The sequence below is a fragment of the Olsenella profusa F0195 genome, assembly GCF_000468755.1.
In the GTDB taxonomy this organism is placed as follows: domain Bacteria; phylum Actinomycetota; class Coriobacteriia; order Coriobacteriales; family Atopobiaceae; genus Olsenella_F; species Olsenella_F profusa.
On the sequence record NZ_AWEZ01000046.1, the window covers coordinates 1 to 20544 of the forward strand.

A 20544-nucleotide genomic window follows, 5' to 3' on the forward strand; every position below is an offset into this window, starting at 1 on the left:
CTCGCACGTGGCAGGCGAAGGGCGCGCAGGACCGGGGCGGCTCCCATGCCTGCCGAAGAGAGGGCCGGAGCCGCAGCGGCGCTTGGGGCGAGGACGGCCTCCGCCCGAGGAGCGGCCGGGAGCCATGGAGTGTCCAGGCGTGCCCCCTGCGCGTGGCGGAGGCAGGCCCCAGATGATGATGGCGGGGACAAGGAAGAGGGGGAGGGCGCCCCCGTGGGCGGGGGACACGACGGCCCGCCCGATGACCTCGGGCGGCCCGAGGGGACGCCGCGCCAGGAGAGGCGACGGCCCAGGCGCGGGCGGCTCGGGCCTGACGTACGCCGTGCCACGCTCGGGATGGTAGAGAAGGGCCGGGGCACCGACCCGAGCCGGCTGGGCGACTGTGTTTTGTCAACACGACTTGAGCAGAATGGTCACTAATTTCCGAGCAGTTCGTCCACCCGTCCCGAGCATGCTTTCTGAGCACCCCCTCACTGCATCAGCGCGTGCCTGACGCGCCAGGACTCGCCGCGGAACTGCAGGAGCCTCCCGTGGCGGGCGACGCGGCCTGTCACGGCCGCCGCCATCTGGTCGTCCCCGAGGACCGAGCCCCACCTGGAGGACTCGAGGTCGGTCGTGAGAACGACCGACTGCGCCCCGTGGGCCTCGGAGACCACCTGGAACAGCAGCCTCGCCCCGTCGGCGTCCAGCGGCAGGAAGCCGAGCCCGCCTGTGACCAGGAGCTCGGCCTTCCCGATCTGGGCGAGCTCGCGGCCGGGCCTGCCGTCGTCGCGGGCGCGTCTGAGGCGAGCCACCAGAGACGATGCGGTGAAGAAGCGGGCGGGGCGGGCGTCCTGGCAGCAGAGCGCGCACAGGGCCTCGGCCATGTGGGTCTTGCCGGTGCCCACGTCCCCCACGGGCACGAGGTCCTCGCGGCCGTCGAGGAACGAGAGCGAGAGCAGGTCGTCTCTGCCGAACCCCTCCGGCCACGCTATCTGCCCCCACTCGTAGCCGTCGAGGGTCTTGGCCTGCGGGAGGGCGCGCCTTCCCAGGAGGTTCGCCCGCTTCGACGCGTCGCGGCTCGCGCACTCGGCCTCGAGGTGGCCCGCGGAGCACCCGGCCTGCCGGGGCGTGCCGCTCCTGGCCCACTCCGCGAGCACCGACTTGGCGAGCGAGCACCTCCTGCCGGCGGCGACCACCCTCCCGGCGGGCTCGTCGGACGCGGCCACCTCAGACCGCCCCCCTTCCGAGGAGCCCGTCGTAGACGGACAGGTCGGGGCCCGCCGCGCCCTCCTCGCCCCCTGCGGCGATGCGCCTCGCGAGCATGTCGCGGGAGGCCTTGTCCGGCACCCTCCCGCCGGCGAACACGCGCTCCTCGGCCTCGCAGGCCGCGCCGGAGCCCGCGACGCCGGCGACCCTGCCGAGCACGCGGAGGGCCTGCCTCCTGCCGGCCTTGCCGCAGCGGTCGATGGCCTCCACCAGGCCGTCCGGCATGTCCCGCCGGATCGTGGACTCCCCGAAGGCCCTGGGGCGGGCGACGAGGGCGGGTACCAGCGAGGCCGGGTTCCTCACCGTCTCGCCCTCGCCGAAGCCGCGGGCGAGCGTGGCCACGCGCCTGCCGCGCCCGTCGAGCACCTCCACGGTGCGTGCGCGCACGCCCACCAGGAGCTCGCGGCCGTGCCATGCGGGGCCGGCACGGCAGGGGTTGCCGTCCGCGCGCACGTACCCGCGCTTGTCGGCGCGCGCGTGCGCCCACCCGGCCGCGTCGAGCGGCGTGCCCGGCAGCGCCAGCATGCCCGCGAGGTCCTCCGGAAACGCCTCCGCGGTCTCCCTGCCCTCCCCGTTCCTGGCGCCGGCGTTGGTGCGGTCGCAGCCGGACGCGAGCCTCTCGTCGGGCTCGTCCAGCGAGTCCGCCTCGGGGACGGGGACGAGGAGGTTGCGGCGCAGGAAGCCGACTGCGTTCTCCGCCGACCCCTTCTCGTTCCCGGAGTAGGGGTCGCGGTGGCGGCTCTCGCAGCGGTAGTGCGCCCGGGACCGGGAGAAGGGCCTCGGCTCCGTGACCTTGCCGAACGCCATCCTGCCGGCCTCGGTGGCGTTGCCGGGCACGAGCAGGCGCGGCGCGCGTCCGATCCGCTCGAAGGCGGCCCTCAGGCCCCGGCAGGAGACCTCGGCCCTCTCGCACGGCAGGGCGACGCAGTGGCGGGCGTTGGAGTGCGGCAGGGTCACCACCAGGAGCCTCAGGCCGACCGCGCGCCCCGCGACCGTCGCCCGGAAGTTCCCGAAGTCGACCTGCGCCGTGCCCGGCGCCCACTCGAGCCCAAGGTGGCCGTCCCCCGGCCCCTGGGCGTGGTCGCCCCTCCAGGCGGCCACGCACCTCCTGATCGACGGGTGCGGGCCCTCGTAGCCCATCTCGTCCACGGCCCTGTCGTAGACCCTCTTGGCCGTGTGCCCCCGCTTGCCCGGCACGGACGGGCCCGCCTCCAGGGTCGCGTCGATCCAGCGCGAGAGGCCGTCCGCGGCCGGGCGGGCCCTCCTCCGGGCCAGCGGGGGCTCGGGCGACATGTCAGGCATGTCCGCGTACTTGGCGACGGTGTCCCTGCTGACCCCCAGCCCGCGGGCGATCCGCGACCTCGGCACCCCGTCCCTGTCCATCCTCCTGATATCCTCTTGTTCGCCTGGGGACACGGTCATTTCCCCTTCCTTCCCGGGGCGGCACTCGCCAAAGTCGGCGCCCCGGGAGAACATGGACCTGGCCGTGTCCCTGACGCACCGGGACACGGCCAGAATCTGACCAGACTGCTCAATTTTTCCCGACCACGGCGCTCAGTTCCCGATGGCCATTCGCGTCACTTCTTAGTGAACAACAACAGAGGATGGAGGACCTCTCGCCAGAGCCTCCCAAGGCGAGGAGTAGGAGGTCCTCGAAGATGGACAGGTGGGCCCCGCTCGTCGACCAGTGGCTCACCGACGACTTCAGGGAGAACAGGAAGCAGAGGCACACCGCGCACAGGGTCTGGCGCCGGCTGGTCGACGAGTGCGGCGCCGACGTCTCCGAGCAGACCGTCAGGCGCTACGTGAGGGAGGCGAGGCTCCGCCTCGGGGGCGGCCCGGGCTGCTTCCTCGACCTCGACTGGCCCGCGGGGGTCGCGCAGGTCGACTTCGGGCACGCGGCGTTCGTCGTGAGGGGCACGAGGCGCGAGATGCCCTACTTCGTCGCGAGCTTCCCCTACTCCAACGTCGGGCTCGCGCAGGTGTGTTACGACCAATGAGAAATCGTCCACTGCCGCCAATCTTCATAGTCCGCCCACACCAACGCACTTGTGCCACATGGACCAACGTACCTTGGCCACTTCTGGCTACTCCTCCCTCCTCCTTTCGGCCGGCAGGTCCTTGAGCCGGTAGGACCTGCCGGTGATCCTGATGAGCGTGCAGTGGTGGCACACCCTGTCGGCGATCGCGCTCGCCGCCACGTCGTCGCCGAAGACCCGCGCCCAGCCGCCTATGCCCACGTTGGTCGTGATGATCGTCGAGCGCTGCTCGTAGCGCGTGGACACCAGCTGGAACATGAGGTCGGCCCCTTCAGCGTCTATGGCCAGGTACCCAAGCTCGTCGATGACGAGCAGCTCCGAGTGCGCGTAGTACTTGGGCCTCTTGGCGAGGATCCCCCTGGACTGCGCGTCCCTGAGGTCCTCGACGAGCCTGGCGCAGTCGCAGAAGCGCACCTCCCGGCCTGCCCGCACCGCCTCGATGTCTATGGCCACCGCCAGGTGGGTCTTGCCCACGCCGGGGCTGCCCACCAGCAGCACGTTCTCCGCCCGGTCCATGAACCTGAGCGTCGCGAGCTCCTCGACCTTCGGCCTCGGCACGCTCGGCTGGAAGGACCAGTCGAAGTCGGCGAGCGTCTTCACGTAGGGGAACCCCGACGAGCGTATGCGCTGCCGCATGATGCGCGCCCGCCTGGCGGCGACCTCGGAGGCGGTCATCTCGGCCAGGGCCGAGGCCAGGTCGCGGTCGCCCTCGGCGGCCATGCGCACGTAGTCGGGCAGCGCCGCGCACATCTCGTGGAGCCCCAGCTCGGAGAGGTTGGCCTGCGCCCTCACGTAGGGGCTCGACTCGTCGACCGCGCTCACGACTCGCCGCCCCCTCCCAGCGACCCGAGCAGCTCCAGGTTGGCGCGTGCCGCCTCGCGTATGTCCTCGTCGGCGAACCAGCGCTTGCCCTCGAGGGCCTCGGCGTAGTGGGCCTCGGAGCAGGCGATGGGGCCGCGCGCCGGGCCCGGCTCGTGGACGGCCACCTCCTCGCCGCCGACGGTGACCCTGACCTGCCCCGACGGGGTGGCGACCACGGTCGCCTTGCGCCCGATGCACGACCTCGGCACCGAGAACTGGCGCCCGGCGGCCCTCACGAGCATGGTCGGCGGCACCACCTGGGTGGTGACGTCGCCCACCATCTCCTGCAGCAGCCTCAGGTTGCCCACCGGCCTCAGGTGCTCCTTCTCCCGCATGAACAGCGCCGCGGGCGGGACGCCCGTGGTGCCGTTGGGCTCGGCGTTGCAGCGGGCCTCTATGCGGGCGACCGCCTCCCTGAGGCCCTCCTCGCCGACGAAGTCGCGCTCGTAGGCGCGCAGCCTGCCCACGAAGCGGTTGGCGCTCTCGTCCTTGCCCTTGGTCTCGGGCGTGCGGACGGCGCACAGCCTCAGCTCCATCCCCGCCTCGCGGAGGAAGCGCAGCACGCGCTCGGACTTCCGGCGCCTGCCGTCGCGCACGGTGACGACCGCGGACATGTTGTCGGTGACGGCCTCCTCGGCCACGCCCCCGAAGCGCACGATCGTCGCCAGCAGGCACGAGAGCAGGTCGTCCTCGGTGCGGGTGGGCGAGTACGCCAGGCGGTGCATCCTGGACCACCCCAGCGTCGCGCTGAAGACGTTGAGCTCGAAGACCTCGCCCAGCGCGTCGGTCATCCTGAGCGACTCCTTCCAGCCGGACTGCAGCTGGCGCCCCGGCGGCGTCTCGAACCTGGGGTGCGGCTCCGCGCCGCCCCCTCCGCAGGCTACGCCGTGCTCGCGGCACCAGTGGGTGAAGGCGTTGTAGCCCGCGACCCCGGCCTCGGGGTGCCTGTCGAGGAGGTACTCGTGTATCGCCTTCTTGGTGACGCCGGGCAGCGACGCCTTCTCGAATATCACGTCGGCGAGCGCGTCGAAGGTGCTCGCGCGGTCTGACCTGCGGTCCTCCACCTCCTCGCCTGCGGCCCAGTACCTGGCCACCGTGTACCTGCTGAGGCCGTACCTCCTGCCGATCTCGCTGAAGTTGGGCTTCGTCCCGAGCTGCCGGTACATGTTCAGCTCTCCCATCACGTTCCTCTCCAATCGCTGCTCCTCCCATGCGGTTCCCACGTCACGGGACAAGCATATTTCCGTTGGTGCGACTGGCCAAAGTACGTTGGCGCGGCTGGCGCAACTGCATTGGTGCGGCTGGCTCGATATGTTGGTCTAGCTGGACGTTTTTAGATTAGCGGTAACAAGGTGTTCCCCGGCGAGAACGCGGAGTGCGTGTGCCAGGGCCTCAGGAACGTCTTCGAGTTCGTCGGCGGCGTCCCCACCAGGGTCGTCTTCGACAACGCGACCGGGGTCGGCCGGCGCGTGTGCGACAGGGTCCGCACCACCAGGCTCTTCGAGGCCTGCAGCGCCCACTACGGGTTCGAGTACCGGTTCTGCAACCCCTATTCCGGCCACGAGAAGGGCTCCGTGGAGAACAAGGTCGGGACGCAGAGGAGGAACCTCTTCGTCCCGGTCCCGCGGGTGTGGGACGTCGACGGGTACAACGAGAGGCTGCTGGAGAGGTCGCGCGACATGTCGCGCAAGGAGCACTACAGGAAGGGGCGGCCGGAGCTCGAGCTGTTCGAGGACGACCTCGCGGCGATGCTGGCGCTCCCCGCGCGCCCGTTCGAGTGCGTGGAGTACAGGAGGGCGCGCGCCGACAAGAAGGGCAAGGTGCGCGTCGACGGCAGGCACTGGTACTCGACGTCGCCCGAGTGCGCCGGCCGGGAGATGGTCGTCGGGCTCTGGGCGACGAGGGTGCGGTGATGGACGGCGACGGCGTCGTCGTCGCGGAGCACGCGCGCGCCTACGGCGACGCGCCCACCGACACCACGGACCCCGCGTCCCAGCTCCCGCTGCTCGCAAACAGGCTCGGCGCCTGGAGGGAGAGCAGGGTCAGGGCCGCGCTGCCGGACGACCTGCGGGACCACATCGACGCGCTCGACCGGAGGGGGCTCGGGGAGGCCGTGAGGTGCATGCGCGACCAGTGCGCGCTGTCCGGGTGGGACGCGACCGTGCGCGCGGCGTCGGTCTCCCTGAGGGCGTCGGGCAGGACAGGCCCCTCCGCGGTCGCCCTGGCCGTATCCCGCGCCGAGACGGGCGAGGTCTCCTACGACGAGGCGGTCGACCTCGACGAGTACGACCGCCTCGCGGGGGTGGTCGCCGATGGGTAGGGCGGCGAGGTCGACCATCGACGGGGAGCTCGCGGCGAACGCGAGGAGGCTCTTCATATCGGGCGACGTCGTGAGGGGCTTCCTGGACGGCGCGACGGCCGCGGAGGTCCGCGCGGCCAACAGGCTCCTGTCCGCCGAGCTGGAGAGCCGCAACGTGCACAGGAGGGAGCGCCTCATGCGCAGGGCCAGGTTCCCGCAGGTCAAGTCGTTCGAGGGCTACGACTACTCGCAGGTGGCCTTCCCCGACGGCTACGGGCCGGCCGACCTCGAGTCGCTCGCCTTCCTGGACACCGCCGAGGGCTTCGTGTTCCACGACAGGACCGGGAGGGGCAAGACCCACCTCGCGACGGCGATGGGCGTGCGGGCCATCTCGATGGGTCGCCTGGTGCGGTTCCACTCGACGGCGCGCTGAGGGACGCCACCAACGCCGACCTCGTGATCCTGGACGAGTTCGGCTACGTCCCGATCGACGTCGCCGGTGCGCGGCTGCTGTTCCAGGTGGTGTCGGACTGCTACGAGAGGAGGAGCCTCGTCATCACGACCAACATCGAGTTCGGGAGGTGGGGCACGGTCCTCGGCGACGACAAGCTCGCCGCGGCGATGATCGACCGGGTCGTCCACCACAGCAGGCTGGTCGAGTTCAACGGGACGAGCCACCGCATGGACCAGGCGCTCATGCTCTCTGGTAACGGAAGCTAGGGGTGCGGGCATGCCCCGAGCGAAGTGTGGGAAATCGACAGAGCGAACGGGACTGCGGTGGTGATCCTGGACCAAGAAAAGGTTACACGGAGGACCGCATGTACAGCACAGAGCAGCGCAAGCTGGCAATCGAGACCTACATCAAGTTCGACCTGAGCGCGGCAGACACCGTTGCCGAGCTCGGCTGCCCGACGAGGCATTCGCTCAGGGCCTGGTACAAGGACTATCTGGAGCATGGGGAGGTCAGGCCCCCGAAGCGGCAGCGGGAGCCCAAGTTCACCCTGGAGATGAGGCAGGCTGCCGTGGACTACTACCTCGCGCACGGAAAGAGCCTCGCCAGGACCATGCGCAGGATGGGCTATCCCGCCAGCAGGGAGTACCTCTGCGATTGGATCGACGAGCTCGCCCCCGGGCAAAGGAAATACAGGGGGCCGAACCCGAAAGCGGGTCCTGTCCCGCTCGGGGAGAAGATACAGGCGGTGGCCGGGCCCGGGTCCCGCAACGGAACCGCTGCGGAGGTCGCCGCCGGGCACGGCGTGTCGCGCACGGCGCCCTACGCCTGGCGAAGGGAGATGATGGGCGACAATGTCGGGGACACCGAAGAGAAAGGCGTTCCCGCGAGCAGGGAATACGACGACCTGCCAGACGACATCGAGGTCCTGCAGGACATGCTGCGCGAGGCGAAGATGCAGCTCAGGCGGGTGCAGCTCGAGCTCGACGTGCGCCAGGCGACCCTCGAGACAGTAAAAAAAGACCCGGGCGCCGAACCGGACCTGCTGGCCAACGCGGAGAAGGCGGCGATGGTGGAGGCGCTGAGGGCGAAGTATAAGCTCTGCGAGATCCTGCCTGTGGCGGGCATGGCCAAGAGCAGCTATGAATACGCCAGGAACGCCCAGGCCGAAGGCGAGACCGAAGAGCACGCCGCAGCCAGGAAGGCCGTGGTCGAGGCGTTCGAGGCCAGCGGCGGAACCTACGGCTACAGGCGCGTGTACGCCCAGGCCAGCGCCGATGCGGGGGACGGCGCGGCGATCGGCGAGTGGACCGTGCGCGGCATCATGGCGCAGCAGCGCCTGGTCGCCCGCGCTGCCAAGAAGAAGCGCCGCTACAGCTCTTGCGAGGGCGAGATAACCGAGGCGCCCGAGAACCTGCTGCGCGACGAGCGGGGCAGGCACCACTTCCATGCCGACAAGCCCAACGAGCTGTGGATCACCGACGTGACCGAGTTCCGCATCCCTGCCGGCAAGGCGTGCCTCTCGCCCATCGTGGACTGCTTCGACGGCATGCCGCTGAGCTGGTCGATATCGACGTCGCCCGACGCCGAGATGGCCAACTCGTCGCTGCTCGGCGCGTGCGAGCGGCTCGGCGAGGGCGACCATCCCAAGATCCACTCGGACCGCGGCTGCCATTGCCGCTGGCCGGGATGGATAAGGATATGCGATGAGAACGGCCTGGTCAGATCGATGCCGGGGAAGGGATGCAGCCCCGACAACGCGAGGTGCGAGGGCTTCTTCGGGAGGCTGGAGATAGAATTCTTCCACGGCTGCGACTGGGCCGGGGTCACGATCGAGGAGTTCATGGGGATGCTCGACGCCTGCCTCAGATGGTACAGGGATGTCAGGATAAAGGGCGACCTGGATTACAGGAGCCCCATGCAGTACCGCAGGGACTTGGGTCTGCTAGCAGCGTAGGATGGATTCGGTCCAAGATTCCCACCGCAGCCCCAACTGTCGACTTTTACTTGACTGAATACACCAGCCTCTTCCAAAGATCAACCTCGGGAACTACAGTAGCAAGGACTCGCTCAACTCGCTGATAGGAAGCCCCAGAGGCTATATGGGAAGCGAGGAGGGCGAGCTGAGCAGAAAGATAGACTCCTCTGATGCTGGCGTGCTCCTGGTGGACGAGTTCGAGAAGGCGGAGCCAGCCGTCTGGAACTTCTTTCTTGACCTTCTCGAGACAGGAACGTTCACTGACTCTCAGGGGGCGGAGCACAATCTCCAGGGCTTCACAATCGTGTTCACAACGAACTGTCCGCGCGATAAGCTGAGCGGCACCTTCCCAGCAGAGCTCCTCTCCCGTTTCAGCCTTATGGCGCACTTTTCGCATCTGAGCACGGAGGACAAGAAGCTCTTCATCGAAAGATACGTCTCCGGAATCTACGAAAGGTCCCTGAGCCTGCCACCCAAGAACGTGCCGAGGCTGCCGAAGGACATCGTCGACAGAGCCTTGTCAGAAATCGACGTCAGAACAATCGACAACATCCGAATTCTGAAAAACGTCGTGAGATCCTGGATTGGCGACCTTGCGGAAACGTCGCGGGAAGACGCCGGGTAGCAGGAGGGCTCCATGCACAGGCATCGTCCACGCTGTGTTTAATAGCCTCGCAGGCGAGCGATGCTCTCGGGACAGCTCTCGAAGGGCAGGTATGTCCAGCAGGCTCACGAGACAGAGGAGGTATTCTGAGACTACCAGGAAGACGGGAACGTCGGGCGAATTATGGCTCAACGGCGAGATATCTGTTTACCGCTTGGCGACGTCTACTTCGAAGACGTTTCCCTCTCCACGGTAGACAGCCTTAGAATACTCAATCGGTATGCCACTCTTCGTGCTGCCAACCGTATAGAAGAGAAGCATCGGATCGCCTGCAGAAACATCGAGCAAAGTTGCAAGAGCATCATCGGCACTCACAGCCTCGAAACGTCTATGGGCCGACACTACGGCAGAGCCGCAGTCCGCAAGCGTCTGATAGAGGCTGGTGACAGCAAAATCAACATCATCGAAGTTAGGCAGCTGGGCACAGGGAAGATATGTCTCCACAAAGACATTGGCAGTATCCTCTACATATCGCAGACGAACAAGCTTATATACTTCATCGCCTGGTTTTATATGGAGCGCTTCCGCGACAGCTTCTGGTGCCTTTTCGCGTTTGAAGATGATCACTACCGTACGCGTGCTATTGCCCGCCAGACGCATATCGTCAGAGAAGCTCATCAGCCCTGCCGTAAAGTGCTGGCGTACCTTAGGTCGACAGACAACCGTGCCGCGTCTGCGGCGCCGATCAAGATAGCCATCATTTACCAGAAGCTGCAACGCCTGACGCACCGTCGGACGACTTACCCCATATGTTTGAGCAAGCTCCTGCTCGGAGGGAATGCGCTGACCTTCCTGATAGATACCATCTTTTATCTTGGACAGCAGATCGTTGCTGATGTCTTCATATAGTGCCATAGATTCCTCCCGCAAAGGCAAGAAGATCAATCGCCAGACCCCGCCTATCGTTATCCAGAGACTCCATCGATTGATATACCTTCATCCCCTGACATAATACCCAAATGTCATGCAGGCTCAGTATTTGATATGAGATCGACAGTACATCAAATATTTTCTATTGACATTATGCCAAGTTTTATACCATTATGTATTTACATATTAGTTCAGCGAAAGGAGCCTGGATGGCCCGATATACTCTTGACGATCTTGCCCAGATGGTCGATCACACAAATCTCAAGCCGTATGCAACCGATGATGATATGCGGAGGCTCTGCGCCGAAGCACGCCAGTACCATTTCCGTATGGTAGCCGTGAACCAGGTGCAGTCCAGACTCTGCGCGCAAGAGCTTGCGGGGAGCGACGTGCACGTCGGCGCAGCCATCTCTTTCCCGCTTGGCCAGACATCCATTGCTGTCAAAGCGTTCGAGACCCAAGACGCTATCGCGAACGGAGCTACCGAGATCGACTATGTCATCAACCTGACACGGGCAAAGGCACATGACTGGAACTATATCGAGGATGAAATGAAGCAGATCGTCTCGATATGCAAGGATGCTGGGCTCATTTCCAAAGTCATTTTCGAAAACTGCTACCTTTCCGATGAAGAGAAGGTAGCCCTGTGCGGAATCGCGCAAGAAGTGGAGCCCACCTTCGTCAAGACCTCTACAGGCTTTGGCACCTCGGGGGCGACAGTCGAAGACGTTCGCCTCATGAAGGCCAATGTCGGCGATGTGGTACAGGTCAAGGCAGCAGGCGGCATACGCGATGCCGATACCTTCCTCGAGATGGTGCAGGCTGGAGCCACGCGCATCGGATGCAGCGCCGGCATCCCCATCATGCAGGAATTCGAGCGCAGACTCGAAACCATGGAAAACGGTTATTTCGAGCTCTGAGGTGCCATACACAGCAGCCCTTCATCTGCTGCACAAGCAGATTGGCCAGAAGCGGCTGTCCCCCACTATGGCACAGCATAGGATGAGGCCGGCTGCCAAGCAGCCGGCCTCATCTACGTGCCTGGCATCCTTCAGAATGAAGGAGCCCCTGTCTGCAAACAGCCCGTCAGATTCCATCTCCTTCGCTGGGTTCATCATCGGAGACAGGTAAGACGGAGCGGATGAGACCCGCACATCCTGCTGCCAGGCTTTCCTCTATGAGGCTCTCGGCATTTCTTGCTTCGGGCCTGGCGATTGCTGCAGTGACCATGCACGGCAGGTTGACCCCCGCGACAACGCTGACATTCGGCAAGGCCGCAGAAGCCATCATTGCCTGGTTGAAAGGAGTACCTCCCTGCAGGTCACAGAATACGATGACTTCATCGTCTCGTTTAGCAAATTCGCTTATCGCGGAATGCAGCCGCTGGGGGAATTCGGACGCCGTCTCATCATCGTGAAACTCTATCGTAGCGAACTCTTGCTGCTCTCCGGCAATCATGCTGATAGAACTATAGAGCCCGCCTGCAAATCCACCATGTCCGGTAAGAATGAAACCTATCATGTCCCGCCTCCAGATATGCTGCGTCAGTAAGGCATCACGTGCGAAATCGAAGCCGTCTTCGTCACGGCAATCTTAGAGAATTCCGAGAACATGGGATGGTTATCCCATGAATCGAGGTCGACCGAAGCCCTGTAGGCAATGATCTGGCAGACGGGCAGCACATATACAGGCTCGAGCATCGGCTCGCAAACATCATCGAAGGGCATACGGATTGCATGCTCCTCATCGATCTCTTTGCTACCAGTGATGCAGTACGTTTCATCGCTGACCGAACGTGTCGCGCGCCAGATGGTGCGGAGGCGGTCGCCCGAAACGCCAAGATCATCGTAGAAGAAGAAGGTGTAGTTGGGCGTAATCTGGAGATTCGGCCCATGGATGTACTCTTCTGCCTCATAGGCAAAACTAGGTACCTTGATGGTCTCTCCCATTTTGAGCGCCGACTCGCATGCCAAACCATAGCCCTGTGCGAATCCGCAAGAATAGACGACATCCATCGATGTCAGCACAGCTTTATGGCTCTCATAGAAGGCATGGGTCTTCTTCTGCATGACACGATGGCGATCAGGTGCTTTCTTCAGTTCTGAAACGACATCATCATATTTCCTGTCATCTATCAGCCCCTTGGCATGCGACGCTTCCAGCGCAAAGAGCATGAGGAAAAGGGCCAATGTCGAGACGCCACGGGTCACGTAGCTGACATTCTCCTTTCCCACTCCGTAGTCGACCAAGATGCTGGCGTGATCCTTGAAGTCCGAATCTGGGTTTCCTGTCAAGCCAATGGAAGGTCTTCCAAGCTCGCGGAGCTTGTCGAGGGCAGCAATGGTGTTGGTCGAGCAGCCGGTCTGGGAAATAGCGAACACGAAATCAGTGGGCCCCAAGACATGCTCATAGCAACAGAAGGTCTCTGGCGGCACGATCTGCACATCATAGCCTAGATACTTCACCATGAACGGCTTTGCGCACTGGGAAGCATTCGCGCTCGACCCGCAGGCGACTATGAAGACACGCTCAAAGCCTCCATCCACATAAGCCCGGACCAGATCTCTTGTCAGGTCACCGCGATTGGCGATATTGGCTGCAAGCTGGTCTGGCGTGCTCTCGATATAGGTGAGCATCGTCGGTTTGGTCTTCTCTTCTGTCATGGTAAACCTCCTTTTACAGTGATCTGTCCGATGGATGCAGCACTGCATCCAGATATCTGAGAATTTGGTCATGCGAATCGAATTCGAGAAATGCGCCTGTACGATCGACATTTCCATGTGGTTTGCGCAAGCACAAGACATCTGCACCAGCAGCCACTCCCGCCTGTATGCCATAAGTCGAATCCTCGACGATGAGGGCCTCTCCGGGAGATGTATCCAGACGCTCGAGGGCAAGATTGTAGACGGCAGGATCGGGCTTCGCGGCATGGCATTCATCGAAGCCCGAAGCGACAACGTCCACGTATCTTGCGAGACCGCATTGGCTCAACGCTCGCCTGATGTCGGCGAGGTGACTTGAAGATGCGACGGCCACACGGACCTTGCTGTCATGCAGATAGGCAAGCAGCTCTTTGGTGCCAGGAATGACCACTTTGCTATAGTCAAGCGGATGTTCATAGAAGCTCTCGTTGTACTCACGTTCGACTGCAGCTCTGTCCTCCCCCGTAACTTCGCACAGGAGATTCAGCTGGTGCTCATCGGAGCTTCCATAGATCGAGTCAATCTGTTCTTCGGAGAAGGTCTTCCCATGTCGGGCGGCGGTATCGATCAGCTGCTGGACATAATATGGTTCGCTTTCCACCAGGACACCGTCCATATCGAAGATGACTGCATGGATTGTCCTGCGCCATCGATATGGATGTCCGAAAGCACCTTCGAGCCTGCACATGCGCGCGGCATGTTCCCCAGCCTCGACGAGGGCATCATGTATCTGATCGTCTGTGCCCGGAGCCTCTCCATGCCGCCATCCATGGCGACACAGATCCAGGACAAAAGCGGTCGCAAATGCGTCTCCCGCACCCATGGTATCGACTGCACCGCTGGTCTTAGCAGCCTCCCCCATCACTTCTTTGCCTCGGAACGAGAAGACCGGATCCATGGTTCCACGGGTTATCAAGACTGCGATATTGCGCTTTGCAAATTGCCAGCGATCAAGAAACTCCCTGATTTCAGAGTTGCTTGCCCCTTGCATGGAGAACTGCGCAAGGTCTATATGGGGCAGCACCTTTCCAAAGTATTCCTCTGTCCGATATTTTGCTTTCTCGCCAAAATCGAAGGAAAGGATTCCTTTGTGTCCATCAAAGAGCGGCAGCTGGCTTTCGACCTTTCCGTTACAGCTTGCAAATACTACATCCGCCGCCTTGATGTCTGTCGTGGCTTCGGCACCAAGCTTCGGGAATGCTGTCCAAGCTGAGCCAGTATCGACACCCAGAAATGCGCGCTCTTCTCTCTCGCGCGTCTCTTTCACCAGCTTTGTCGTGCCATTCTCCGCCCGTGTGCAGAGCGAGATATCGACCGATTCAGATCGGAGGCTGGCAAGCATCACTTCGCCCCAGGAGTCATCTGCCAGAGCACCGCAATATGCTGCCTCAACTCCAAGACGTGCCGCATTCACAGCACAGTTCACGGCATTTCCGCCCGGATAGGCTATGCCGAGATTCAGATATGCGTCGAATACGTTGTCTCCAACACCTATGACGCGCATCAGTATTCCACCTTGCGATAGTAGCGGCGGTATTCGAGGGAATGTCCCGTCTCATGCTCCATGTTCTTTGATATGCGCTGAAGCGCTGCGTTCATGACAACCGGTCCCAGAAGCGGGCGAAACTCATCGGAGATTCCCGGCAGATCGAACGAGGCAGCGTCTATGACGGTGAGCTTGTCCGTATAGGCACGAGCGAAGCGTTCCACACGCTCATCGAGGGGGCGTGTTGGTCCTTCTCCCATAAGCAGCGTCAGCGGGACTCCCGGCTCGAGCAACTCGAATGTGCCATGAAAGAATTCGGGACTCCGAACCGATTTGGTCCGTATCCACTGGCTTTCTTCCAGCACGCACATGGCATACGCGTAGCATACTGGCCAGAGGTCGCCCGAGGCCACCCAGACATGATACGGTTCGTCATGATAGAGACTGCAGTACTCGATTGCCCTGCCATCAAACTGCCTGCGCACTGAGTTGAGGGCAGAGCCGAGAGATGAAAGCTCGTCGGCAAAGGCATCAAACCTGCTGAAATTGCCAAGCTTCTGAAGCACGGCCCCCAGAAAGAGATAGGCGACAAGCTCCTGTGGCCTTCCATCCTCATAGACGAAGCACCAGTCAGATAGCTCTTCGAGAGGAGATTCCGGCTTCCCGACTATAGAAAATATGTTGCATCCCCGCCCTTTAAGCCACCGGGCCGCTGCAACCGTCTCGGGCGTATCGCCTGATTTGCTCGACATGATGGCAAGCGTATTGCTGTCGAGCATGTTGCATCCCGTAAGCACCAGCTCTGCCGAAAGTACGGAATGCACCGGCAGGCTGCTATAGGCATCGATCAGATGCAAGAATGGATCGAGCATTGCTTGGGAGCCACCTGAGGCAGAAAGCAGGATGTTCGAGATGCCGCGGAGACAGGCTCTGTCTGCCATCGCCTCAATCTCGTCCCGCCTGCTGTAGATACGGTCGAAAGATGCCAGAAGCTTCTGTTCATCGAAGGAAATCATGCGAGCCAACCGCCCTCCGTCTTTCATCAAAGCGAACCAACCGATTGAACCGTGCGATGCCCCACTCACTCTTGACCGCCACAGTGCCATCCCGAGGACGGGACAGCCATCCTCGGGATATTGCTTATCAAGAGAGTTTCAGGCCTACATCCAGCCAAGGAACGACATGAGGATACCGAAGGCAATGATGCCGAGAATGATTGCGAGGACGTTTGCCTTCTTCTTGAACAGCCAGTAGATCAGAAATACAAGAGCAAGCGGAAGAACATTCGGCATGATGTTGTCGAAGACGCTCTGCACTGTCGTGCCGCCGACTCCGAAGACGAGATCGTCGCTGAAAGCAAGCGTGACGTACGAGGGGATGAGGCCACCGACCACCATCATGCCGAGGATTCCTGCGGCTTCGGTGAGGTACTTGGTTGTCGTACCGATATTCTCGATGAGCTTCGATCCGACATTGTATCCAGCTTCAGCAAACCAGATGCGCGAGATTGCCATGAAGAACCAGATGGCAATGTAGAGGATGGGACCAAGGGCAGACCCGTCCTGCGCAAGCGAGCAGCAGATGCCTGCGGAGATTGGCAGCACGGTAAACCAGAATATTGCATCGCCCAGGCCTGCAAGAGGTCCGAAGAGACCGTTGCGGATACCGGCAATGAGATTGCGGTCCGTGTGTCTCTCCTCCATGGAGAGCTCAAGACCCATCAGGAACGTGGCCATATGCATCTCGGTGTTCATGAATTCCATGTTGTAGGTCATGAACTCCGACATATCCTTCTTGGAGTTCGGATAAAGCTTTTCGAAGCAGGGAAGCATCGACCAGGTAAATCCCGGCGCCTGCATACGTTCAAAGCTAAAGCCGGCCTGCTCGGCAATCGAACGGATGCCCAGTTTGTGCAAATCCTTCTTGGTAAGCTTCGGTGTAGCTTCGCCAGCCATGCTCTCGTTGGGAGAGGTGGACATTTCATTAGATGCCATCTGGATCATCTCCATCAAAGGTAGCTGCAGATGCCTTCATTGCCGAAACGGCGTCATCGGTAGCCTTCTCATGCTTGTAGTTGATGTATGCAAGGGCAGCTGCCGCGATAGCGATAGGAAGGACGTTGGGCATATCGAGGAAAGTCGCCATGATGAAACCGAGGAAAAGATAGGCAACATTGCGAGATTTGAGCATGACCATAAGCAACAGTCCGAGGCCAACAGCAGGGAGCATGCCTCCCGCAATCTCAAATCCGTGAATCAGCCACTCGGGGAAGGAGTTGACAAAGATCTGGATGGGCCCCTGGAGCGCATAGGAGCAGAGGAAGACCATCAGAGCCACAGTTCCTGCCTTGATGAAGATGGCAAGAGGGATGATGCGGTTGAAACCGGCAACGTCGGCGTTCTTTGCATACTCATCGCATTTATGGGCGACAGAGACATACACGGTGTTGAAGATGATTCCGACCCACTGCGCAAGAAGAGCAAAGGGCAGCGAGAGACCGATGGCCGCGTCTGCAGACTGCCCGGTCGTATAGGCAATTACGACGGTCATCATGCCTGCCATGAGCGGATCGGGCGGTACGGTTCCTCCCACTGTAAGCAGTCCCAGATAGGCAAGCTCGGCAACTGCACCGCATGCAACGCCAAGCTGGACATTGCCCAGGACGATGCCTGCAAAGAAGGATACGACAAGCGGTCTGAACCAGTAGAACGCTTCGAAAATCTGGTCACACCCACAGATGAACCCAACGAGCGCGAGAAGCAGTCCTTGGATAAGCGTAATCTCCATACCTGCTTTCCTTCCTATACCAACTAACGGACCTTTCCTTATCGCATGAGCTTTCCTGCCAGCCAAGCCCCCCCTTCCGCTACAGCTCAATCTTTCGGTTGTTGGGAAGAATCTGGATGTATACCTCTACGCCATGGGACTTCATCTCTTCGAAGTCGGCGAGGTCCTGCTCATCGACGTACACGTGAGGTTCTTTGTACTCCCGCTTGCCTTCCTGATGGTGCATATTGCCGACATTCACCGACGAGATCGGCACTCCGCCATCGATAAGTCTTCGCATCACCTGCGGCGTCTTGGCAACAATGAAGATATGCTGGCGTGGACTCGCCTTACCTATGACATCCACGGTCTTCTGCACGGTAAAGAATCGGATGCCGACACCCGCTGCATCGGTAGTCATCTTCATGATGGATTTCTGTACAGGGTCATTTGCAACATCGTCATCTACGACAACAACGAGATTGGCACCGCAGGCTCCGACCCAAGTATTGCCAACCTGGCCATGGACAAGCCTGTTGTCGATACGAGCCAGCACGATATCTGGCATGGTTCCTCCATTCCCCTCGGGAATCGATACGGCAGAAAGGTCTGTCCTTCCTACCACCTACACTATCGAGAATATTGGTCTCTTTTGTCTATTCTATTTCTGTTAATGGTCATCTTTTTGTCATTAACGTTATATTACGTCATATCGTTAAAATGCAACGAGGCTCAATAGGCAGCACAGCAGCCAGTGGACCCATAGGGCATGGATTGATTTGTAGCCGTCAGAGTGCTATGGAATAGCGAGACCCAATCATGATTTGTTCTTCTGCCATGAGAGGTCTGTTCTGAGCATCGACATAATGTCCATTCAGACGGAACAGAGGCTCCCCTTCCGGCACACTCAGATACTCAGCGAGTTTTCCGACAGCCCTTTCCGAGCTAAGAATGCATTCGCCATCAAGCTTTGGCGTACAGCCCTTATGCAGGCGGATTGAATCGTAGAGTGATCTGTTCTGAAGGTTTTCGTGCTCGATGTATGCAAATCCGTCCTCGGGAAACCTTGTGAAGTTGGCCATGACTGGGATACCGTTGGCAGTATGGACACGCTTAAGCGAGATGATCTTCTCGCCAGGCAGAAGGTCAAAGAATGCCTGGTCCTCTTCCGTGGCTTCGACCACCTTGCATTCCAGTTCGATTGACCCCGCTTCGTAGCCAGCTTCCTCGCAAGCCTCTGTAAAGCTCTTTGTCTCTACATCACGTAGAGACTTCAGTAAATGCAGGCGGCTGCTCTTCTCTCGCACAAAGGTGCCTTTGCCGGGACGCTTGATGAGGTATCCCGCATCGACAAGCTCCTGCACGGCACGGCGTATGGTGATGCGGCTTACCGAGAAGCGCTTCTCGAGCTCTGATTCCGATGGGATAGATTCTCCAATGCCATATGCGCCACTATCTATATCGTACTGTATATGCGCCAACACCTGCATATACAGAGGGAACGAAGATGTGGGGTCAGCCTGTTCGGACATTGGACGCAAATGCCTTTCAGCGAGGATGTACATATTAAGAACTTAAGGATACCTACATATTGGGATACCCGTCTCTACGAATCTCCAGCATTCTAAGTATAGCTTCCCATAATGCCATATGGTCATGCCTTTCAGGTGCCGCAAGACAGAACCGCATGGTTCAGCAAGTATTTGCGCATGCAAGCAGCAATGATCATTGTGACTCGACACCGGCTGCGTCGCGAATCGGCATCGGGTAACGTACAGTTCTTTGCGCGTATAGTTTCCAGGCAGCAAGCGGGACATGGTCCGTCACGACATGATTCGAGTCGTCGAGATGGGAAGTATGCAGAGGAAACCATGCCTGAGACAATCGTAACGCTGAGCAAAAGGCGCCTGAAGGGTGGCTTGAGAGAACTGGATTCTTTCAATAAGAAGTAAGCAGAGGATGCTGCAGCGGAAATCTTGTACCGCCGACCCGTCTTTAGCTTGTAGCACCATGAACACTCACCATCCAAGACATAGCCAGGGACCCAAAGCCAGTCCAGAGCTGGCTTTTCTTGTGCGGATGCTCGATCCGGAACACGTTTCCTGACAGCATATACATGGTGCTATGGTGCTCTCGGTTGACATGGGGCTGCGATGGCCCACTTTCTCAAGAAGACGCGCAACAAGAAGGGGCTCTATCTCCAGATCCACGAGAGCCATTGGGACCCGAAACGCAGGCATACCATGAACAGATCAGTGAAGGCTCTCGGCTACGACCACGAGCTGGAGTCCGGGCATCGCCGACCCAGTCACCCATTACAGGAAAGAGGCCGCCCGCATGAATGCCGAGCGGAGGGCCGGCATGGAGCGGGAGAGGGCGCGGGAGATCTCCGGCGTCCCCGCCACGAGGCATCTCGGGCACTTCGCGCTGAAGGCGGTGGACATGGCTGCGTTTAGTCAAATCTTGCTTTCGGTTTGGAGATGCGGTGGTGATCCTGGACCAAGAAAAGGTTACACGGAGGACCGCATGTACAGCACAGAGCAGCGCAAGCTGGCAATCGAGACCTTCATCAGATTCGACCACAGCTACGCCGACACGATGGCCGAGCTGGGCTACCCCAACAGGCACACGCTGAACAACTGGTTGAGGGAATACAGGGAGACCGGAGAAGTCCCCGTGGGCAAGATGATCCGAGAGCCCAGGTTCTCTGATGACCAGAAGCGAGAGGCGGCCGAGCATTGCCTCGGCCACGGCAAGAGCCTGAGCAGGACTATGCGCGCGCTCGGCTACCCGAAGGGCAGCGACACGCTGCGCGGCTGGATCGACGAGCCTGCACCGGGACAGCGGAAGCATCGGGGCCTGAACCCGAAGCGGGACCCTGTTCCCATCGAGAAGAAGGTGCAGGCCATCGGCGAGCTGGAGGCGAGGACGGGGCCCGCCGCGCAGATCGCCGAGAAGCACGGCGTGTCGAGGACGGCGCCCTACATATGGCGCAGGGAGACAATGGGCGATAATGTCGGGGACACCGAAGAGAAAGGCGTTCCCGTGAGCAGGGAATACGACGACCTGCCAGACGACATCGAGGTCCTGCAGGACATGCTGCGCGAGGCGAAGATGCAGCTCAGGCGGGTGCAGCTCGAGCTCGACGTGCGCCAGGCGACCCTCGAGATAGTAAAAAAA

The 20544-nt window shown here is 61.1% G+C and carries 22 protein-coding genes; 9 read left to right on the top strand and 13 right to left on the bottom strand.

Features of this window, described 5'->3' with window-relative positions; translation table 11 throughout:
• Positions 1 to 470: 470 nt before the first annotated feature.
• Positions 471 to 1208, bottom strand: coding sequence for an ATP-binding protein (locus HMPREF1316_RS06985; RefSeq protein ID WP_021726277.1), 738 nt, complete (start codon positions 1206 to 1208; stop codon positions 471 to 473).
• 1 nt (position 1209) lies between these two features.
• Positions 1210 to 2670, bottom strand: coding sequence for an IS21 family transposase (gene istA, locus HMPREF1316_RS06990; protein WP_021726287.1), 1461 nt, complete (start codon positions 2668 to 2670; stop codon positions 1210 to 1212).
• Between the two features lie 236 nt (positions 2671 to 2906).
• Between istA (HMPREF1316_RS06990) and HMPREF1316_RS06995 the strand changes: the two genes are divergently transcribed.
• Complete coding sequence (locus HMPREF1316_RS06995; RefSeq protein ID WP_051332958.1) at positions 2907 to 3248, top strand: hypothetical protein; 342 nt, start codon at positions 2907 to 2909, stop codon at positions 3246 to 3248.
• An 87-nt stretch (positions 3249 to 3335) separates the two neighbouring features.
• Here HMPREF1316_RS06995 and istB read toward each other — a convergent pair whose 3' ends face one another.
• Together istB and istA (HMPREF1316_RS07005) are read right to left on the bottom strand one after the other, a co-directional pair.
• Complete coding sequence (gene istB, locus HMPREF1316_RS07000; protein WP_021726286.1) at positions 3336 to 4109, bottom strand: IS21-like element helper ATPase IstB; 774 nt, start codon at positions 4107 to 4109, stop codon at positions 3336 to 3338.
• Positions 4106 to 5329, bottom strand: coding sequence for an IS21 family transposase (gene istA / locus HMPREF1316_RS07005; protein WP_040651770.1), 1224 nt, complete (start codon positions 5327 to 5329; stop codon positions 4106 to 4108). The genes istB and istA (HMPREF1316_RS07005) overlap by 4 nt, the downstream gene beginning before the upstream one ends.
• Before the next feature lie 171 nt (positions 5330 to 5500).
• Between istA (HMPREF1316_RS07005) and HMPREF1316_RS13240 the strand changes: the two genes are divergently transcribed.
• From HMPREF1316_RS13240 to HMPREF1316_RS07025, 6 genes are all read left to right on the top strand, one after another.
• Positions 5501 to 6061 carry a DDE-type integrase/transposase/recombinase gene (locus HMPREF1316_RS13240; protein ID WP_021726271.1) on the top strand — a complete coding sequence of 187 codons (561 nt, stop codon included), beginning with the start codon at positions 5501 to 5503 and terminating at the stop codon, positions 6059 to 6061.
• Positions 6061 to 6468, top strand: coding sequence for a hypothetical protein (locus HMPREF1316_RS13245; protein WP_021726289.1), 408 nt, complete (start codon positions 6061 to 6063; stop codon positions 6466 to 6468). Before HMPREF1316_RS13240 ends, HMPREF1316_RS13245 begins: the two co-directional genes overlap by 1 nt.
• Entirely contained in the window at positions 6461 to 6880 is a 420-nt protein-coding gene (locus HMPREF1316_RS14890) for an ATP-binding protein (RefSeq protein ID WP_021726279.1), read from the top strand. Before HMPREF1316_RS13245 ends, HMPREF1316_RS14890 begins: the two co-directional genes overlap by 8 nt.
• Before the next feature lie 23 nt (positions 6881 to 6903).
• On the top strand, positions 6904 to 7167 hold the full coding sequence (locus HMPREF1316_RS14895) for an ATP-binding protein (protein WP_021726281.1): 264 nt from the start codon (positions 6904 to 6906) through the stop codon (positions 7165 to 7167).
• A 98-nt stretch (positions 7168 to 7265) separates the two neighbouring features.
• Positions 7266 to 8855 carry an IS3 family transposase gene (locus HMPREF1316_RS07020; protein WP_021726270.1) on the top strand — a complete coding sequence of 530 codons (1590 nt, stop codon included), beginning with the start codon at positions 7266 to 7268 and terminating at the stop codon, positions 8853 to 8855.
• A 79-nt stretch (positions 8856 to 8934) separates the two neighbouring features.
• Positions 8935 to 9501 (top strand): AAA family ATPase, encoded by a 567-nt coding sequence (locus HMPREF1316_RS07025; RefSeq protein WP_269594452.1) that lies wholly within the window; start codon positions 8935 to 8937, stop codon positions 9499 to 9501.
• A gap of 186 nt (positions 9502 to 9687) precedes the next feature.
• On the opposite strand, the gene HMPREF1316_RS13745 is transcribed toward HMPREF1316_RS07025, so the two are convergent.
• Complete coding sequence (locus HMPREF1316_RS13745; RefSeq protein WP_084620886.1) at positions 9688 to 10395, bottom strand: GntR family transcriptional regulator; 708 nt, start codon at positions 10393 to 10395, stop codon at positions 9688 to 9690.
• A 224-nt stretch (positions 10396 to 10619) separates the two neighbouring features.
• Between HMPREF1316_RS13745 and deoC the strand changes: the two genes are divergently transcribed.
• Complete coding sequence (gene deoC / locus HMPREF1316_RS07035; protein ID WP_021726280.1) at positions 10620 to 11330, top strand: deoxyribose-phosphate aldolase; 711 nt, start codon at positions 10620 to 10622, stop codon at positions 11328 to 11330.
• A gap of 166 nt (positions 11331 to 11496) precedes the next feature.
• On the opposite strand, the gene HMPREF1316_RS07040 is transcribed toward deoC, so the two are convergent.
• The 8 genes from HMPREF1316_RS07040 to HMPREF1316_RS07080 all read right to left on the bottom strand — a co-directional run bounded on the left by HMPREF1316_RS07040 (position 11497) and on the right by HMPREF1316_RS07080 (position 18896).
• Positions 11497 to 11931, bottom strand: coding sequence for a PTS sugar transporter subunit IIA (locus HMPREF1316_RS07040; protein ID WP_021726283.1), 435 nt, complete (start codon positions 11929 to 11931; stop codon positions 11497 to 11499).
• Positions 11932 to 11954: 23 nt separating this feature from the next.
• The gene (locus tag HMPREF1316_RS07045) at positions 11955 to 13073 is read right to left on the bottom strand and encodes an SIS domain-containing protein (RefSeq protein ID WP_021726269.1); all 1119 of its coding nucleotides are present in this window, start codon (positions 13071 to 13073) and stop codon (positions 11955 to 11957) included.
• 13 nt (positions 13074 to 13086) lie between these two features.
• Entirely contained in the window at positions 13087 to 14616 is a 1530-nt protein-coding gene (locus HMPREF1316_RS13750; protein WP_021726290.1) for a PfkB family carbohydrate kinase, read from the bottom strand.
• Complete coding sequence (locus HMPREF1316_RS07060; protein WP_021726288.1) at positions 14616 to 15614, bottom strand: SIS domain-containing protein; 999 nt, start codon at positions 15612 to 15614, stop codon at positions 14616 to 14618. Before HMPREF1316_RS07060 ends, HMPREF1316_RS13750 begins: the two co-directional genes overlap by 1 nt.
• A gap of 144 nt (positions 15615 to 15758) precedes the next feature.
• Positions 15759 to 16601 carry a PTS system mannose/fructose/sorbose family transporter subunit IID gene (locus HMPREF1316_RS07065; protein WP_232204476.1) on the bottom strand — a complete coding sequence of 281 codons (843 nt, stop codon included), beginning with the start codon at positions 16599 to 16601 and terminating at the stop codon, positions 15759 to 15761.
• A complete protein-coding gene (locus HMPREF1316_RS07070) occupies positions 16582 to 17385 on the bottom strand; it encodes a PTS sugar transporter subunit IIC (protein ID WP_021726275.1) in 804 nt (267 codons plus the stop codon). Before HMPREF1316_RS07070 ends, HMPREF1316_RS07065 begins: the two co-directional genes overlap by 20 nt.
• 79 nt (positions 17386 to 17464) lie before the next feature.
• Positions 17465 to 17932, bottom strand: coding sequence for a PTS galactosamine transporter subunit IIB (gene agaB, locus HMPREF1316_RS07075; RefSeq protein ID WP_021726282.1), 468 nt, complete (start codon positions 17930 to 17932; stop codon positions 17465 to 17467).
• A 220-nt stretch (positions 17933 to 18152) separates the two neighbouring features.
• Positions 18153 to 18896: a GntR family transcriptional regulator gene (locus HMPREF1316_RS07080; RefSeq protein ID WP_021726284.1), complete on the bottom strand. Its 744-nt coding sequence runs from the start codon at positions 18894 to 18896 to the stop codon at positions 18153 to 18155.
• Positions 18897 to 19725: 829 nt separating this feature from the next.
• Between HMPREF1316_RS07080 and HMPREF1316_RS07085 the strand changes: the two genes are divergently transcribed.
• Positions 19726 to 20544: transposase (locus HMPREF1316_RS07085; RefSeq protein WP_462937974.1), on the top strand; the 819-nt coding region annotated here is incomplete at its 3' end.

Bases quoted from the DNA above. Each gene is read 5' to 3' on its own strand.
- HMPREF1316_RS07080 (WP_021726284.1), bottom strand. From the start codon at position 18,896: ATGTCCGAACAGGCTGACCCCACATCTTCGTTCCCTCTGTATATGCAG.
- HMPREF1316_RS07060 (WP_021726288.1), bottom strand. From the start codon at position 15,614: ATGATTTCCTTCGATGAACAGAAGCTTCTGGCATCTTTCGACCGTATC.
- HMPREF1316_RS07070 (WP_021726275.1), bottom strand. From the start codon at position 17,385: ATGGAGATTACGCTTATCCAAGGACTGCTTCTCGCGCTCGTTGGGTTC.
- HMPREF1316_RS07040 (WP_021726283.1), bottom strand. From the start codon at position 11,931: ATGATAGGTTTCATTCTTACCGGACATGGTGGATTTGCAGGCGGGCTC.
- HMPREF1316_RS06995 (WP_051332958.1), top strand. From the start codon at position 2,907: ATGGACAGGTGGGCCCCGCTCGTCGACCAGTGGCTCACCGACGACTTC.
- istA (WP_021726287.1), bottom strand. From the start codon at position 2,670: ATGACCGTGTCCCCAGGCGAACAAGAGGATATCAGGAGGATGGACAGG.
- HMPREF1316_RS14890 (WP_021726279.1), top strand. From the start codon at position 6,461: ATGGGTAGGGCGGCGAGGTCGACCATCGACGGGGAGCTCGCGGCGAAC.
- HMPREF1316_RS07020 (WP_021726270.1), top strand. From the start codon at position 7,266: ATGTACAGCACAGAGCAGCGCAAGCTGGCAATCGAGACCTACATCAAG.
- istA (WP_040651770.1), bottom strand. From the start codon at position 5,329: ATGGGAGAGCTGAACATGTACCGGCAGCTCGGGACGAAGCCCAACTTC.
- HMPREF1316_RS07065 (WP_232204476.1), bottom strand. From the start codon at position 16,601: ATGATCCAGATGGCATCTAATGAAATGTCCACCTCTCCCAACGAGAGC.
- agaB (WP_021726282.1), bottom strand. From the start codon at position 17,932: ATGCCAGATATCGTGCTGGCTCGTATCGACAACAGGCTTGTCCATGGC.
- deoC (WP_021726280.1), top strand. From the start codon at position 10,620: ATGGCCCGATATACTCTTGACGATCTTGCCCAGATGGTCGATCACACA.
- HMPREF1316_RS13245 (WP_021726289.1), top strand. From the start codon at position 6,061: ATGGACGGCGACGGCGTCGTCGTCGCGGAGCACGCGCGCGCCTACGGC.
- HMPREF1316_RS13745 (WP_084620886.1), bottom strand. From the start codon at position 10,395: ATGGCACTATATGAAGACATCAGCAACGATCTGCTGTCCAAGATAAAA.
- HMPREF1316_RS07045 (WP_021726269.1), bottom strand. From the start codon at position 13,073: ATGACAGAAGAGAAGACCAAACCGACGATGCTCACCTATATCGAGAGC.
- HMPREF1316_RS13750 (WP_021726290.1), bottom strand. From the start codon at position 14,616: ATGCGCGTCATAGGTGTTGGAGACAACGTATTCGACGCATATCTGAAT.